This window comes from Aestuariispira insulae, assembly GCF_003385955.1.
GTDB classification, from domain to species: Bacteria; Pseudomonadota; Alphaproteobacteria; order UBA8366; family Aestuariispiraceae; genus Aestuariispira; species Aestuariispira insulae.
In genome coordinates this window covers 734,435-748,633 of record NZ_QRDW01000001.1, presented here as the reverse complement: position 1 = coordinate 748,633, position 14,199 = coordinate 734,435, and the positions used below count along the sequence as shown (strand labels likewise).

The 14,199-nt window shown below is 55.1% G+C and carries 17 protein-coding genes; 7 read left to right on the top strand and 10 right to left on the bottom strand.

Annotation, left to right across the window (positions count from 1 at the left end):
• Positions 1-2 precede the first annotated feature (2 nt).
• The 5 genes from DFP90_RS03760 to DFP90_RS03740 form a co-directional block, all read right to left on the bottom strand.
• On the bottom strand, positions 3-1,019 hold the full coding sequence (locus tag DFP90_RS03760; protein ID WP_115935056.1) for a TAXI family TRAP transporter solute-binding subunit: 1,017 nt from the start codon (positions 1,017-1,019) through the stop codon (positions 3-5).
• 138 nt (positions 1,020-1,157) lie between these two features.
• Positions 1,158-1,931 (bottom strand): amino acid ABC transporter ATP-binding protein, encoded by a 774-nt coding sequence (locus tag DFP90_RS03755; RefSeq protein ID WP_115935055.1) that lies wholly within the window; start codon positions 1,929-1,931, stop codon positions 1,158-1,160.
• Between the two features lie 18 nt (positions 1,932-1,949).
• The gene (locus DFP90_RS23395) at positions 1,950-3,479 is read right to left on the bottom strand and encodes an amino acid ABC transporter permease (protein WP_115935054.1); all 1,530 of its coding nucleotides are present in this window, start codon (positions 3,477-3,479) and stop codon (positions 1,950-1,952) included.
• A 2-nt stretch (positions 3,480-3,481) separates the two neighbouring features.
• Complete coding sequence (locus DFP90_RS03745) at positions 3,482-4,603, bottom strand: amino acid ABC transporter permease (protein WP_245956951.1); 1,122 nt, start codon at positions 4,601-4,603, stop codon at positions 3,482-3,484.
• A 245-nt stretch (positions 4,604-4,848) separates the two neighbouring features.
• Positions 4,849-5,862 (bottom strand): amino acid ABC transporter substrate-binding protein, encoded by a 1,014-nt coding sequence (locus DFP90_RS03740; protein ID WP_115935052.1) that lies wholly within the window; start codon positions 5,860-5,862, stop codon positions 4,849-4,851.
• 551 nt (positions 5,863-6,413) lie between these two features.
• Between DFP90_RS03740 and DFP90_RS03735 the strand changes: the two genes are divergently transcribed.
• Entirely contained in the window at positions 6,414-6,815 is a 402-nt protein-coding gene (locus DFP90_RS03735) for a hypothetical protein (RefSeq protein WP_115935051.1), read from the top strand.
• Here the strand turns inward: DFP90_RS03735 and DFP90_RS03730 are convergent.
• The gene (locus tag DFP90_RS03730) at positions 6,798-7,085 is read right to left on the bottom strand and encodes a hypothetical protein (RefSeq protein ID WP_115935050.1); all 288 of its coding nucleotides are present in this window, start codon (positions 7,083-7,085) and stop codon (positions 6,798-6,800) included. The genes DFP90_RS03735 and DFP90_RS03730 overlap by 18 nt on opposite strands.
• On the opposite strand from DFP90_RS03730, the gene DFP90_RS03725 reads away from it, so the two are divergent.
• Both DFP90_RS03725 and DFP90_RS03720 read left to right on the top strand, forming a co-directional pair.
• Complete coding sequence (locus DFP90_RS03725) at positions 7,059-7,688, top strand: flavin reductase family protein (RefSeq protein ID WP_115935049.1); 630 nt, start codon at positions 7,059-7,061, stop codon at positions 7,686-7,688. The genes DFP90_RS03730 and DFP90_RS03725 overlap by 27 nt on opposite strands.
• 186 nt (positions 7,689-7,874) lie before the next feature.
• Positions 7,875-8,291 carry a flagellar basal body-associated FliL family protein gene (locus DFP90_RS03720; protein WP_147300926.1) on the top strand — a complete coding sequence of 139 codons (417 nt, stop codon included), beginning with the start codon at positions 7,875-7,877 and terminating at the stop codon, positions 8,289-8,291.
• 21 nt (positions 8,292-8,312) lie between these two features.
• Here the strand turns inward: DFP90_RS03720 and DFP90_RS03715 are convergent, their stop codons facing one another.
• A complete protein-coding gene (locus tag DFP90_RS03715) occupies positions 8,313-8,789 on the bottom strand; it encodes a hypothetical protein (protein ID WP_115935047.1) in 477 nt (158 codons plus the stop codon).
• Positions 8,790-8,966: 177 nt separating this feature from the next.
• On the opposite strand from DFP90_RS03715, the gene DFP90_RS03710 reads away from it, so the two are divergent.
• The 3 genes from DFP90_RS03710 to DFP90_RS03700 all read left to right on the top strand — a co-directional run bounded on the left by DFP90_RS03710 (position 8,967) and on the right by DFP90_RS03700 (position 11,358).
• The gene (locus DFP90_RS03710; RefSeq protein WP_115935046.1) at positions 8,967-9,674 is read left to right on the top strand and encodes an ABC transporter permease; all 708 of its coding nucleotides are present in this window, start codon (positions 8,967-8,969) and stop codon (positions 9,672-9,674) included.
• Entirely contained in the window at positions 9,671-10,471 is an 801-nt protein-coding gene (locus DFP90_RS03705; RefSeq protein ID WP_115935045.1) for an ATP-binding cassette domain-containing protein, read from the top strand. Before DFP90_RS03710 ends, DFP90_RS03705 begins: the two co-directional genes overlap by 4 nt.
• Before the next feature lie 71 nt (positions 10,472-10,542).
• Positions 10,543-11,358 carry an ABC transporter substrate-binding protein gene (locus tag DFP90_RS03700; protein WP_115935044.1) on the top strand — a complete coding sequence of 272 codons (816 nt, stop codon included), beginning with the start codon at positions 10,543-10,545 and terminating at the stop codon, positions 11,356-11,358.
• A 31-nt stretch (positions 11,359-11,389) separates the two neighbouring features.
• Here the strand turns inward: DFP90_RS03700 and DFP90_RS03695 are convergent, their stop codons facing one another.
• Together DFP90_RS03695 and DFP90_RS03690 are read right to left on the bottom strand one after the other, a co-directional pair.
• The gene (locus DFP90_RS03695) at positions 11,390-11,830 is read right to left on the bottom strand and encodes a hypothetical protein (RefSeq protein WP_115935043.1); all 441 of its coding nucleotides are present in this window, start codon (positions 11,828-11,830) and stop codon (positions 11,390-11,392) included.
• The gene (locus DFP90_RS03690) at positions 11,830-12,162 is read right to left on the bottom strand and encodes a (2Fe-2S) ferredoxin domain-containing protein (RefSeq protein WP_147300925.1); all 333 of its coding nucleotides are present in this window, start codon (positions 12,160-12,162) and stop codon (positions 11,830-11,832) included. Before DFP90_RS03690 ends, DFP90_RS03695 begins: the two co-directional genes overlap by 1 nt.
• 131 nt (positions 12,163-12,293) lie before the next feature.
• Here DFP90_RS03690 and gor point away from each other — a divergent pair, with 131 nt between their 5' ends.
• The gene (gor, locus tag DFP90_RS03685; protein ID WP_115935041.1) at positions 12,294-13,646 is read left to right on the top strand and encodes a glutathione-disulfide reductase; all 1,353 of its coding nucleotides are present in this window, start codon (positions 12,294-12,296) and stop codon (positions 13,644-13,646) included.
• 21 nt (positions 13,647-13,667) lie between these two features.
• On the opposite strand, the gene DFP90_RS03680 is transcribed toward gor, so the two are convergent.
• Positions 13,668-14,189 (bottom strand): GNAT family N-acetyltransferase, encoded by a 522-nt coding sequence (locus DFP90_RS03680; protein ID WP_115935040.1) that lies wholly within the window; start codon positions 14,187-14,189, stop codon positions 13,668-13,670.
• Positions 14,190-14,199: the final 10 nt, after the last annotated feature.

Below are 14,199 nucleotides of genomic sequence, written 5' to 3'. Positions count from 1 at the left end.
ATTTAGGGCGCCAGCAGGCCCGCCTGCTGGTAATAGCGGGTGGCGCCAGGATGCATCGGAATGCTCTTTTCCGGCACGCCATAGCGCGGGTCGGGGAAGGTGTGGCGCGGGTTGTTGCGGTTGAAAAGCGCGCTGGTATCGCTTTGCCACAGGGCCTGGGTGATCTGTTCGATCAGCGTTTCGTCCGTATCTTGCCAGACAACCCACTGGACACCCATTTTCACGGTTTGGGTTTCCTTGATGCCTTCATAGGTGCCGCCGATGATGGCGTCGGTCTCAATGAAGGGGAAGAGGCTGAACAGCTGACGCCGGGGATAACCTTCCAAAGGCAGAAGGCGCAGTTCCATCCGTTCGGCTAGATCGGCAATGGCGTCAACGGGGGCCGCGCCGACCAGGAAAAGTGCGTCCAGATCCCCTCGATACAGCGCGTCGGAAGCCGGGCCTGGTTTCATGTAGCGCAGTGAAAGGTCACGCGGTGCAAGGCTGTTGGTCCGCAATACAATCAGGGACAGGTCCCTGGTGCCGGACCCCCTGGCGCCAACGGATATCCTTTTGCCGCGCAGATCCCGAACCGAGTTAATATCGGAACCAGCGGGCACCACGATATGGAGCGAGACCGGTGTCAGATTAGCAATCACCCGCAGGTTTTCCTGGGCCCCTTCATATTTGAACGGGCCGCCGCCGTGATAGGCCTGGAACGCCACATCGGCGCGAACCAGGGCGGATTCCAATTCACCACGCATCATGGCAAACAGATTGTCGATCGAGCCCGAGCGCGATTGTGCGACCGCAATCAATCCAGGCACGCCGCACACACCGCCTTCATTGCAGGGCAGGCTGCCCGGCGGGCGGCTGATACCGGCCGAAATGGCTGTCGAAAGAGCATAGAGGGTTTCTGTGGTCGGCCCGGCCCCGATCCTGAAAAAAGTCAGGCGCGGCTCACCGGCCAAAGCCTGTCCGGTCTGGCCCGCAATGGTCATGAAAAGGGAGAGCAGGGCGATCCGGATCGATTGTTTCATTGGCCTGTGATTTGGCGAAATTATTGTTTGCTTACATTCATTTCTACGCCTGCTGGGGGAGGCGGGCAAGAAAAAAGGGGCGGACACCAGGCCCACCCCTTTCACAATCAGATGATTGCCTTATGCGTGATCCGGACCTTAGTGGTTCAGGATCTGGCTGAGGAACAGCTGCGTCCGCTCGGACTGCGGATTGTTGAAGAATTCCTCTGGCTCATTCTGCTCAATGATCTGGCCGCCATCCATGAAGATGACCCGGTTGGCCACCTTGCGGGCAAAGCCCATCTCATGGGTGACGCAAAGCATGGTCATGCCTTCCTGCGCCAGATCGATCATCACGTCCAGAACCTCGGAGATCATTTCCGGATCCAGGGCGGAGGTCGGCTCGTCAAACAGCATGATTTCCGGGTTCATGCAAAGCGAGCGGGCGATCGCCACACGCTGCTGCTGGCCACCGGACAACTGGCCCGGATATTTATGGGCCTGCTCAGGGATTTTCACCCGCTCCAGATATTTCATGGCGGTTTCCTCGGCCTCTTTCTTCGGGACCTTGCGGACCCAGATCGGGGCGAGGGTGCAGTTTTCCATGATGGTGAGGTGCGGGAACAGGTTGAAATGCTGGAAGCACATGCCAACCTCGCGGCGGACCGCGTCGATCTGTTTCAAATCGCTGGTCAGTTCGGTGCCGTTGACGATGATCTGGCCCTGCTGATGCTCTTCCAGGCGGTTGATGCAGCGGATCATGGTGGATTTGCCGGACCCGGAGGGGCCGCAGATCACGATACGCTCGCCGCGGTTGACGGTGAGGTTGATGTCTTTCAGCACATGGAACTCACCATACCATTTGTGCATGCCATTGATTTGAACGGCGATTTCGTCGGTAATCTGTGCGCCGTTGGGATTTGCGTTCGCCATTATTCAGGCTCCCATATCTTAACGTTTATGACCAGTATGCAACTTGCGTTCGAGATAGCGGCTGTATTGCGACATGCCATAGCAGCAGACCCAGAACACGAATGCGGTGAAGACATAGCCGGTATAGGCCACGCTCTTGGCATTCCAGTTGGGATCCGCGATGGATGCCTGAACAGCGCCGAGCAGATCGAACAAGCCGATGATCAGAACCAGGGTGGTGTCCTTGAACAGGCCGATGAAGGTGTTCACGATGCCGGGAATCACGATCTTCAAAGCCTGCGGCAGGATGATCAGGCGCATTTTCTGCCAATAGGTGAGGCCGAGCGAGTCAGCGCCTTCATATTGGCCTTTTGGAATGGCCTGCAGGCCACCGCGCACAACTTCCGCCATATAAGCAGCAGAGAAGAGGGCCACCCCGATCAGCGCACGCAGCAGCTGGTCGAAGCTGACGCCGGGCGGCAGGAACAGCGGCAGCATCACGGAGGCCATGAACAAGACCGTGATCAGCGGCACACCGCGCCAGAACTCAATGAAGACCACACAGAGAACCCGGATCGCCGGCATGTTGGACCGGCGGCCCAGTGCCAGCAAGACACCCAAAGGCAGGGAGGCCACGATGCCGGTCAGGGCGATGACCAGGGTCAGCATGAAACCGCCCCACTGTTTGGTGGGGACTTCGACCATAGACACGACAACTACTCGATCTACCAACGTCATATCAAGTGAAGATGGTGCCGGTAAATCGAAGAAGAAACCAAGAACGAGGATTGCGAAAACAACAAGCATCGCAATACCGATTGTACCTCGGCGTTCCATCTCACCACTTTTTGTCAAAGCAAAGAGGCCAAGGAACGGAATTAATGTGATGATGATTGTGTCTAGGCGCACAAGCGAATAGATGACGGTGGAGCCTATCCATAGCTCTGTTTTGCCTGCTGCTGTCAATCCTAGCAGCAGTGCAATGGCAAGCAGGTAGAAAGCAGTCAGCACTATTCCGATTGTGCGTGCGGAGGGCAACCTATCATAAGATAGCAGGGCTATTCCGACGATAGGAAGCAAAACAACGATGACGTTGTACAACGAGATATTCGGAGTACCCCAGTCTCCACCCAAAAGCATGATCCAGGACAGGATCGGGTAGCCGATCAGCATGAACATGCCGATCCATTTCCGTCCCGGTGTTTTTTCGTACACCAGGGCGGCAATGCCGGCAAACAGCAGGATCAGCATGATATCGACCCGCCAGCGCTCGGTTTTCTCGTAGAAACCATAGACAAACTGGTCGAAACGGGCCCCGACAAAGGTCCAGCAGGCTGCGTCTGGGTTGGCCCGGCAGGCATCGGCCCCGCCGCTCCAGACCGCACTGGTGAAGAGCCAACTGACCATGGGCGGTACCACATAGGCCAGCAAACCAATGGAGACCACGGTCATCAGGATGTTGGCCGGGGACGAGAAAAGATGCTCGCGCATCCAGCCGACCGCGCCAACCGTGCTGGCCGGAGGCGGAAGATCCGGATGTCTTTCGTCGTTTACATAAGCTTTAGACATGATTACCGCTCCACCAGGGCCATTTTGGCGTTATACCAGTTCATGAAGATCGAGGTGCCGACACTCAAGGAGAGGTAGACAGCCATGGTAATGGCAATGATCTCCACTGCCTGACCCGTCTGGTTCAAAACCGTACCTGCAAAGACGGAAACCAGATCCGGATAAGCGATCGCGGTCGCAAGGGAGCTGTTTTTCGTCAGGTTGAGATATTGGCTGGTCAGGGGCGGAATGATTACGCGCAAAGCCTGCGGGATCACGATCAGACGAAGCGTCGGGCCGTTGCGCAGACCCAATGCATGGGCTGCCTCTGTCTGGCCGTGGCTGACCGCCTGGATACCCGAACGCACATTCTCCGCAATAAAGGCAGCCGTATAGACCGACAATGCGATGAAAAGGGCGATGAATTCCGGGATAATCACAAAGCCGCCATCCAGCTGGAAGCCTTTCATGACCGCATATTCAAAGGTAACCGGAGAGGATCCCATGAAGACGGTAGCCATGAGGTAGCCCAAGATCGGCAGGCCGATGATCAGACCAAGGCCGGTATAAAAGACCGGGAATTGTTCGCCGGTATTCATCTGGCGTTTGACGGCCCATTTATCGATCACGATGGTGGCGATGATGCCGACGATCAGGCCGATCCAGATCAAGTTGGAACCGTCCCCGAAAACCGGATCCGGCATGTAGGCGCCGCGGTTGTTGATGCCAAAGGCGATTTCCTCACCACGTTCATAGATGGAACGCGGGCTTGGCAGCGGTTTCAAGACCGCATGATACCAGAAGAAGATCTGCAATAGCAGCGGGATGTTCCGGAAGGTTTCGATATAGGCTGTCGCCAATTTCTGGATCAGCCAGTTATGCGACAACCGGGCAACCCCCATGATGAAACCCAGGATGGTTGCTGCCACCACACCGGTAAAGGCGATGATGATGGTATTGATCAGCGAGACCAGGAAGGCCTGTCCATAGGTGGATTCCTCGGAATATTCGAGGCCTGCCGTCTGGATGATGCCGAAACCGGCGGTGGATTCCAGGAAGCCAAAGCCGGACGCGATGCCGCGGGCTTCCATATTTGTTTGTGTATTGTCCCAAATGGACCAGCCGAACCAAAGAACGGCGATCAATGCAACAATCTGATAAAAAATCGCCCTTATTTGTGGGTCGTTTATTATTGATGACTTGGCCGGAGCGGCCTCTGAACCTAGCGTCATGTTAAATAGCCCCCTATCCCTGACGCGTGACCATGTACGGTTTCCCGTACAGCACAGCCATTACTGTCCTTCCCCACAGCATATTCGACAGTAATGGTTAAAATTGAGAAAAGGCGGCGCGTGAAGAACACGGCCGCCTTTTCCCTTAAACTACATCCTTAGCGAACCGGAGCCGCGTACAGGATACCGCCCTGGGTCCACAGCGCGTTCACGCCACGGTCCAGTTTCAGCGGAGTGTTCGGACCTACGGTTGCATCATAAACTTCACCGTAGTTACCAACCTGCTTAACGATGTTGTAAGCCCAGTCAGCGCCCAGGCCCAGGTCAGCGCCAACGCTGCCTTCTGTGCCCAGCAGACGCTTGATGGACGGGTTGTCGGAACCCTTCATTTCATCAACGTTTGCAGAGGTGATGCCCAGTTCTTCGGCATTGATCATGGCATTCAGGGTCCAGCGGGCAATGTCGCCCCACTGGTTGTCGCCGTGACGGACAGCCGGGCCAAGCGGTTCTTTGGAAATGATTTCCGGCAGAACCACATGGGCTTCCGGATCAGCCAGTTTCACACGCTGAGCAGCCAGACCAGAACGGTCGGTGGTGTAAACGTCGCAACGGCCGGCGTCATAAGCGGCCACAACTTCGTCTGCTTTTTCGAACGCAACGACGGTGTAGTCCATGCCCTGGGCACGGAAATAGTCAGCAACGTTCAGCTCGGTGGTGGTGCCGGTGTTGGTGCAGACAGCTGCGCCGGACAGTTCAGTGGCGCTCTTCACACCCAGGTCCTTACGAACCATGAAGCCCTGACCGTCATAATAGTTCACACCAACGAATTCCAGACCCAAGCTGTTGTCGCGGGTCGCGGTCCAGGTGGTGTTACGGGACAGAACGTCGATCTCGCCGGACTGCAGCGCGGTGAAACGCACTTTAGCGGACAGCGGGGTGAATTCAACGGCATTGGAATCGCCCAGAACAGCAGCAGCCATCGCACGGCAGAATGCTACATCCAGACCGGACCAGTTGCCTTCGTCATCCGGGTTAGAGAAACCCGGCAGGCCCTGGCTTACGCCACATTTGATTTTGCCGGCGGCTTTAACATCGTCCAGCGTGGCAGCGGATGCCATGGTGGTGCTGAACGCAATTGCCGCACCTGCGGCCAGAAGTGTTTTAAACTTCATTGGTATTATACCCCTATTGCTTCGGTTGTTGTGAGGCGCTGCTCGTCATCAGCCTTATGCTCCCTCAGGATTACACTCCCTCAAGATGTACTCCCATAATGGCTGTTTCGCACAGCTCTCTTAAGTCGTCCCAAACGGAGACAGTGAAATTAGTGCCTCCCTGCTTCCGTTGAGTCAAGTGACCTGTTCCACCAGTTCACAAAACTGCTTCCCGCTCATTCTGTAAACCTTGTTATTATTGGTCGAACGGTCACGGCCTCACAGTGACAGGTTCGGGCCGGTCTTTCCACTTCTTTTTGACCTTTTCGGTCACGATATTGGTATTCCAGCGACAGGAAAAAGTATGTTCATTTCAGCCCTTTGGCGAATGGGTGTGAAAAATTTCAAAAATCAACAGCATTTTAAATAATTGTTAATGAAGGATAATTTATAACTGATGCAGGTTTTGGCACGGCATTCGCATAGCATTCGGCACAAACAACTGCCGGATCAAAAATACCGGTAAAAAAAACTACTGCTTGGTTTTATTTTTTCGCCGGGAGAACTGGACGATGAATGATGAATTCGAAATTAAGATGAATGCCCTGGCGGGCAAAGACGTCGCGGATATGATTGATGAAATGGCACTGCCATTCCTCGATCTGGCCGAGAAACTGGAAGCCGCCCGCCTGAACGGGGCCGACAAGGCCACCTGGACCGCAATCATGGAGACCAACATCTTCCTTTGGCGGTTCATAGCAAACTTTCTGCCGAAGAATTTCGACCGGGAAGTGCCGGCCCGTGGCGGCGCAATGCTTGAAATGATTGCTGATTTCATGACCCGGGCATCAATGGCCATGCCGGACAATCCGGATACGGAACTGGTCGACAAGCTGGTTCGTCTGAATCTGAATATGTGCCATCAGATTCTCAGCATGCGCACAGATCAGGCCGATTCAGCCAGCGCCGCCTGAAACGCGCTCTGACATCGCCAGAAATCCCAGCCGCGCTTTCCATGTTTGGAGGGCGCGGTTTTGATTCCTGTCTTGGAAATGCAGTGCCTTCATTCGGATTTTAGGCAAAAGCGAATCACTGGGAATCTTTTTCCCGGAATCTTTTTTATCGGAATCTTCTGCCTTTCCGGTAACTTGCACCTGTTGCTGCTCCGGCAGGATCGCTTCATCTCCGAGCGGCTTTTTTGAAAAAAGTGAGAAACCTTGTTCTATCGACCAGAAGACGGCCATGGCCTGCCGCATAATCCCTTCAACGCCATTGTGGCACCCCGGCCCATTGGCTGGATCTCCAGTCTGGATGAGACAGGATCCGCAAACCTGGCGCCCTATTCCTTTTTCAATGCGGTGGCTTATGAGCCGCCCCAGGTAATGTATGCCTCCACGGCTGCGCCGGCCGGCAAGATGAAGGATGGCCGTGCGGTGAAAGATACGGTCTGCAATATCGAAAAGACCGGCGAGTTTGTGGTTAATCTGGTGACTTGGGACCTGCGTGAGGCGATGAACAAAACGTCGGTGAGCGCCGAGGCCGGGCAGGATGAATTTTTGTTGGCAGGGCTCGAAAAAGTGCCGTCAAAGGTGGTGGCGGTGCCGGGTGTGGCGGCGTCACCGGTGCGTTTGGAATGTCGTATGACGCAGATCGTGCCATTGAAATCTGCTGATCCTGATACACCCAATCTGGCGGTGTTTGGGCAAGTTGTTGGTATTCATATCGATGATGGTGTCTTGACGGATGGCCTGCTGGATATGGCAAAAATTGGACTGATCAGCCGCCTTGGCTATCGGGATTATGGGCGCGTTACCGATATTTTCCAGATGACACGGCCTGACGAATAGACCGCATGTGCCAAGACCGGGCCCGGAGAAAGTCCCTGGCATTAACAATTCGGTCAGAGAGTTCGATTAGTATCGTTTTTATGTGATTGTAGATCGACAGGATCAATTTTGACCGGCGGCCTGACATCGTGGATCGTCACCATGGAATAGAAGCCGCCGACACAGAGACAAGATAGGGAAGAAATCGTGATGCCGCCGATGGTCCAGAAATTAAAACGCCTGCTGTCCCTGGCGTGTCTGATGCTTGCGCTCGGCTATATGGGCGGGCATGCCGCTTATGCTGAAGATGATGATGGCGAAGCACTTCCCACATATTATCCGTTGCCGGGGCTTGCGGTACAATATGAGAGCAAGAATTGCGGTTATCGGACGGTGGTCATCGAGGCGCAGTTGCAATTGGCAGATGCCAAGCATATAGAGCGGGTGACGGCCTATTCACCGCGGATCATGGCGGATCTCTATGCTGCCGTTTCCAGATATCTGGACAAAAATAAAAAGATCAATGACAACCCGGTGAAGCAGATCATCAAGACTGTTTCCAACAAGACTCTTGGCCGGGGTCAGGTGACCGATGTTTTGATCATGAATGTGTTGAACCATTGATCATCCGAAACGGCAAAGTTCCTAGAGATGGCGGCTGAGCAGGCTGATGGCAAAAGCACAAGTACCCACCAGGCCGATCCCCATGAAAATCAACAGAGTGTAGCGGTGAAACGCCGCTTCCAGCGGCATCCGCAGGGAACGGACCAGCCGGAACAGGTTGGACATTTCCGCCCCGATCGCCCGCAGTTTCTGGCGCTCCATATTCTGCAACAGCTGAAAAACCAGCAGGATATAAATAGTGCCAGCGGTGACAACACAGCTGGCGATTATGGTGACGGGCACCAATGTCTTGACCCGCGGTGCGACATATTCCCCAAAGATCAGCAATCCAATGATGACCAGCATGCCAATGCCCAGGGTCTTCCACTGCATGCCCTTGGCAAATCGGATGGAATTGGCCGCTTCTTCATACATCATCAGCATTTCCGCATGTGTCTTTTCTTCCAACTCGGATGGCTGAAGTTCAAATTTCTCTTCTGTTTCCTCATTGGAAGTCATCTATCAAGTGCCTTTTGGTTAATGTTTGAGGATCACAACCTCTTTATTATGCCTCAAGACGGCAATGTTTCGGAAGACTTGTGTTAATCTGTATCTGCCTGCATTTCTTGACAGTGTGTTCGATTGCTGGTCAAAGCAGGATATTGATATCGTCTTGAGGCAGTGGTCTGACCGCAAATGGATGCGCTTCTTGATGCCGTGATGACGGCATTTTCCCTGATTTTGACAATGGATGCGGATCTGGTGGAGATTGCGGGCCTATCCCTCAATGTCAGCCTGACCGCCTTGTTGATCGCTTCTCTGATCGGCCTGCCTTTAGGCAGTTTGCTGGCGATGGCACGTTTTCCGGGCCGCCGGGTTTTGATCATTGTGCTGAATGCCTTGATGGGCATGCCGCCGGTGGTGATCGGTCTTCTGGTCTATATCCTTTTGTCGCGCTCGGGGCCGTTTGGTGTATTCGGTCTGCTTTTCAGCCCGACCGCCATGATTATCGCTCAGGTGTTGCTGGTGGTGCCGATCATCGCCTCCCTATCCCGGCAGGTGATGGAAGAACTCTGGCGGGAATATCACGAACAGTTCCGCTCTCTTGGGGTGGGGCCCTGGCGCACGGTTCGTGCGCTGATCTGGGATGGCCGGTTTTCCCTGCTGACTGCCGAACTGGCAGGGTTCGGGCGCGCCATAGCCGAGGTGGGTGCAGTCATGATCGTTGGAGGGAATATCGATCATGTGACCCGTGTGATGACAACGGCCATCGCCCTGGAGGTGAGCAAAGGCGATCTGGCGCTGGCGTTGGGCTTGGGACTGGTGCTGATCCTGCTGTCGCTGGCGACCAGCCTGGCGGGCTATCTGGTCAAGGAATTTGGTGAAAGGCGATATGGCGCATGACGGACCAGCCCCTGACAGCAGTGTCGCGCGGGATTTTGCCGCTTGAGCTTAGGAATGTCTCATACCAGGCGGGGGATAAACGCCTGGTCAAGGATGTTACCTGTCAGTTTCAGGCCGGACACCGCTATATGGTGATTGGCCCGAATGGCGCGGGAAAGACCCTGTTGCTCCGGCTGTGCCACGGCCTGCTCAAACCGGCGGCTGGACAGGTGCGTTGGCAGGAAAAGGACAAACGTCGGGTCATCAAGGGCCAGGCCATGGTCTTTCAACGCTCGGTCATGATGCGCCGTTCGGCGGCGGAAAACATCGCATTTGCGCTCGCTGCCCGGAATGTGGCGAAGGCGGAGCGCCGGGAAAGAGTCGAGCAGGCCTTGTTCCAGACTGGCCTGACGCGGGTGGCTGATCGACCGGCCCGGGTCTTGTCCCTGGGGGAGCAACAGCGCCTTTCCATTGCCAGGGCCTGGGCGTTGCGGCCAGAGGTTTTGTTCCTGGATGAACCTTGTGCCAGTCTGGATCCGCCCGCGACACATTCGATAGAAAAGCTGTTGATGGAAATATCGGCGGCGGGCACGACCTTGATTATGACCACCCATGATCTGGGGCAGGCGCGGCGTCTGGCGCAGGATGTCCTGTTTATGTTTCGCGGGCGGCTCAAGGAGTTTTCGGAGGCGGAGCGTTTTTTTGCCGGGCCGGAAAACGATCTGGCGCAGGCCTATTTAAAGGGTGATCTGCTCTGGTGGAAAAGGCGCCCGGAAGAAGATTGCGTTCAGACGCAAAACAAACCAAACAGGACGTGATTCCGGCGGTATTTTTTTTGAAGCCACGTTAGAAGACAGCATTGATTTTCATAAGAAAAATAGAGGTTTCTATGTTTTGTCGTGCGCTGACCATCTTGGGTGGCCTTTTTCTCGCGCTAAATGCCCAGATAGCGATTGCTGCCGAATTCATCACGGTTGCATCCACCACCTCAACACAAAATTCCGGCCTGTTTGATCATATTCTGCCGGCCTTCACGGAAAAAACCGGGATTGAGGTCCGGGTGGTCGCTGTTGGTACGGGGGCCGCGATCAAACTGGCGAAGAATGGCGATGCGGACGTTTTGTTTGTACATCACAAGCCGTCGGAAGAGCAGTTTGTTGCCGAGGGATATGGGGTTGAGCGATTCGATGTCATGTATAACGATTTCATCATCGTTGGCCCGAAAGCAGATCCGGCCGGCATCAAGGGGATGACGGATGTCACGGCTGCGCTTGCACAAGTTGCTGACCAAGGCGCGGCATTCGCTTCGCGCGGTGATGACAGCGGCACCCACAAGAAGGAACTGGGTCTCTGGAAGGAAGCCGGTGTCGATCCGACGGCCAGCTCAGGCAATTGGTACAACGAAACCGGTTCCGGCATGGGGGCGACCTTGAATGTGGCGGCAGCGAAAGATGCCTATGCGCTCTCTGACCGCGGCACCTGGCTCAGCTTCAAGAACCGCGGTACCCTTGGGATCCAGGTGGCGGGGGATACACGCCTGTTCAATCAATATGGCGTAATCCTGGTGAACCCGGACCGCCATGGTCATGTAAAGGTCGCAGAAAGCCAGGCTTTCATTGATTGGCTGCGTTCCGATGAAGGCCAGGCGTTGATTGATGGCTTTACCATCAACGGCGAGAAGCTGTTCAACGCCAACGCCCAATAAGGCGAAGTCAGATTAGGTTGGTGACGCCGGGTCAGAGGTTGCTTTCAACCGCATAGACCCGGCATTCGGACGTATTGTCGAAATCAAACAGATAAACCTGATTCAGGCCCACCCTCCGGTCCGGGTCATGCAGGTTGAAACCGGTGGAATCCGCATAACCAAATCGTTTTTTGCGACCGTCATCCAAATTGACGATGACATAATATCGTTTGTCTTTTCTCTGGTTGAAGCGCCCATGTGCGCAGGCGGTCGACAGGTTCTGGGAGAGAATGTTGGGCAACTGGCCTTGCGCGACAAAAAATTCAATTCTTTTGCCGCCGCGCCGGAATTGCGGTTTTCGCGTTTCGCTGGGGTAAAGTGCTTTACCCAGTCCGCCCAGCGGGATCCAATCCTTGCGGTTGGATTGCGCAAAGCCGGATGCCGCGCCGATCAAGATGGTTGCCGCAGTCACAAGGAAAAGGGCGCGCTTCATCACGAAACCTCCGCTTTCTTGGTTGTCGATGGTTCTGCAAACCGGTTCGCCAGATCTTCATAACGGCCTTTTTCCAGCAAATCGAGAATGGTGTCGATGTCGTTTTCCTGGACCCCGAACAGCATCGGGCCCTGTGGGATCAACTGCAGTATCGGGCCGATATGGCATTTGCCCATGCAATGCACGGTTTCCAGCTCCAAATCGCTGGTTCCGGCGGCAAGGCCCTTTTCGAGCGGATCAATGAGGCCGCGGCTACCATTTTGCCCGCAGGAGGGCAAAACGTCGCCGGCCCGCCAATTGATGCACAGGCGCAGCTTTGTATAGGGTTTCATCGGGCGGCTCATCACGATAACGTCAAACCAATTCAGTCTTGCAGCTTGCCTCACGGAACCCCATGTTAGGGCGCACGTCAACCGACAGAGTGCTAACCTAACCATTATACCAGTTATTCGAAGGAATTGTGATGACCAGCTTTGATTATGATCTTTTTGTCATTGGGGCAGGTTCTGGCGGGGTCCGCGCTAGCCGGATGGCGGCATCCTTCGGGGCGCGTGTGGCGGTTGCAGAAGATATGTTTCTGGGCGGCACCTGTGTGAATGTCGGCTGCGTGCCCAAGAAGTTATTCGTTTATGCCTCCCATTATGCGGAAGAGTTTCATGACGCCAAAGGGTTTGGCTGGTCCGTGGGCGCGCGCGACCATCATTGGCCGACCCTGATCGGCAATAAAAACAATGAAATTGAGCGGCTGAACGGGATTTACGGCAATCTCTTAAAAAATGCCGGTGTCGAGCTGATTGATGGCCGGGCGACGATTGTGGATGCCCATACGGTTGAGGTGGGCGAACGGACATTCACGGCGGAACGGATTCTGGTGGCGGTCGGAGGCTGGCCGATGGTGCCGGATATCCCGGGCAAGGAATTTGCAGCCACATCCAATGAGGCCTTTTACCTGGAAGAGCGCCCGGAACGGGTGATCGTGGTCGGCGGCGGTTATATCGCCGTGGAATTTGCCGGGATCTTCAAAGGTCTGGGGTCGCAGGTGACCCAGCTTTATCGCGGGCCTTTGTTCCTGCGCGGCTTTGACGAGGATGTGCGTCATCATCTGGCCGGAGAGATGCGCAAGAAAGGCGTCGATCTTAAATTCGACAGCAATATTGCCAGTATTGAAAAGTTTGAAAAAGGCCTGCGCGCGACGTTGGAAGACGGTTCCGTGCTGGAAGCGGATTTCATCATGTATGCCACGGGCCGGGTGCCGAAAACCGAGGGGCTCGGCCTGGAGCAGGCCGGCGTTGAGCTGGATCGCAAGGGCGCGATCAAGGTGGATGAGGATTTCCGGACTTCGGTCCCCAGTATTTATGCCATCGGCGATGTGATCGACCGGGTGGCGCTGACCCCGGTTGCCCTGGCGGAAGGCATGGTGTTCAGCCACAATAACTATAATGGCGAAGCGCGGAAGATGGATTATCAGTTTATTCCAACCGCCGTTTTCAGCCAGCCGAATATCGGCACCTGCGGCCTGACCGAGGAAGAGGCGCGGGCGCAATATGGCGAAGTCACACTCTATAAATCCGAGTTCCGCGCGTTGAAACACACCCTTTCAGGCAGCGATGAACGCACCTTCATGAAGCTGATCGTGGATAAGGCTAGCGACAAGGTGGTCGGGGCCCACATGGTTGGGCCGGATGCGGGCGAAATTATGCAGGGGATCGGGATCGCCATGAAAATGGGCGCGACCAAGGCGGATTTTGATGCCACTATCGGCATCCATCCGACCAGTGCGGAGGAGTTTGTCACCATGCGCACGCCGGCCAACTGATTTTTGGCGTGCGCGTCGGTATTAAAGATTACTCAGAGTGAACTGATCAAATTGACTGCCCCAGGCTTGTCTTGTCCCATCAGCTGTGAAACCCAGTTTCCGGGCAACGGAGAGGGACCGCTTGTTCTCCGGGGTGATCAGGCAAAGGATCTTATTAAGCGCCAATTCCATGAACGCGTGGTGTAGAAGGGCTTTTGCGGCTTCGGTCGCAAAGCCCAATCCCCATTGATCTTTGCGCAGGCGCCAGCCGATTTCGGTTTCCGGGCCGATATCTCCCACCGGCAGCAGCAGGATTATTCCGACAAATGCCTGGCCGGGGGCACGTTTCCGGATCGTCCAACATCCCAGGCCATCCGGATAGTGCGAGTTGCTGATACGATCCCGAAGCGTTTGACGATAATCGGCTTCCACAAAATTATCCCTGAATTCCGGAGTAATATGCCGCCGGACTTCCTGATCACGATCCATGGCGATGCAATCATCTAGATCATCCAGGGTCCGCGGTGTCAGAATGAGGCGCTCAGTTGTCAGTGAAGGCTGCATGATTTGGTAG

Bases quoted from the DNA above. Each gene is read 5' to 3' on its own strand.
- DFP90_RS03760 (WP_115935056.1), bottom strand. From the start codon at position 1,019: ATGAAACAATCGATCCGGATCGCCCTGCTCTCCCTTTTCATGACCATT.
- DFP90_RS03755 (WP_115935055.1), bottom strand. From the start codon at position 1,931: ATGGCGAACGCAAATCCCAACGGCGCACAGATTACCGACGAAATCGCC.
- DFP90_RS23395 (WP_115935054.1), bottom strand. From the start codon at position 3,479: ATGTCTAAAGCTTATGTAAACGACGAAAGACATCCGGATCTTCCGCCT.
- DFP90_RS03740 (WP_115935052.1), bottom strand. From the start codon at position 5,862: ATGAAGTTTAAAACACTTCTGGCCGCAGGTGCGGCAATTGCGTTCAGC.
- DFP90_RS03735 (WP_115935051.1), top strand. From the start codon at position 6,414: ATGAATGATGAATTCGAAATTAAGATGAATGCCCTGGCGGGCAAAGAC.
- DFP90_RS03730 (WP_115935050.1), bottom strand. From the start codon at position 7,085: ATGGCCGTCTTCTGGTCGATAGAACAAGGTTTCTCACTTTTTTCAAAA.
- DFP90_RS03715 (WP_115935047.1), bottom strand. From the start codon at position 8,789: ATGACTTCCAATGAGGAAACAGAAGAGAAATTTGAACTTCAGCCATCC.
- DFP90_RS03710 (WP_115935046.1), top strand. From the start codon at position 8,967: ATGGATGCGCTTCTTGATGCCGTGATGACGGCATTTTCCCTGATTTTG.
- DFP90_RS03705 (WP_115935045.1), top strand. From the start codon at position 9,671: ATGACGGACCAGCCCCTGACAGCAGTGTCGCGCGGGATTTTGCCGCTT.
- DFP90_RS03700 (WP_115935044.1), top strand. From the start codon at position 10,543: ATGTTTTGTCGTGCGCTGACCATCTTGGGTGGCCTTTTTCTCGCGCTA.
- DFP90_RS03695 (WP_115935043.1), bottom strand. From the start codon at position 11,830: ATGAAGCGCGCCCTTTTCCTTGTGACTGCGGCAACCATCTTGATCGGC.
- DFP90_RS03690 (WP_147300925.1), bottom strand. From the start codon at position 12,162: ATGAAACCCTATACAAAGCTGCGCCTGTGCATCAATTGGCGGGCCGGC.
- gor (WP_115935041.1), top strand. From the start codon at position 12,294: ATGACCAGCTTTGATTATGATCTTTTTGTCATTGGGGCAGGTTCTGGC.
- DFP90_RS03680 (WP_115935040.1), bottom strand. From the start codon at position 14,189: ATGCAGCCTTCACTGACAACTGAGCGCCTCATTCTGACACCGCGGACC.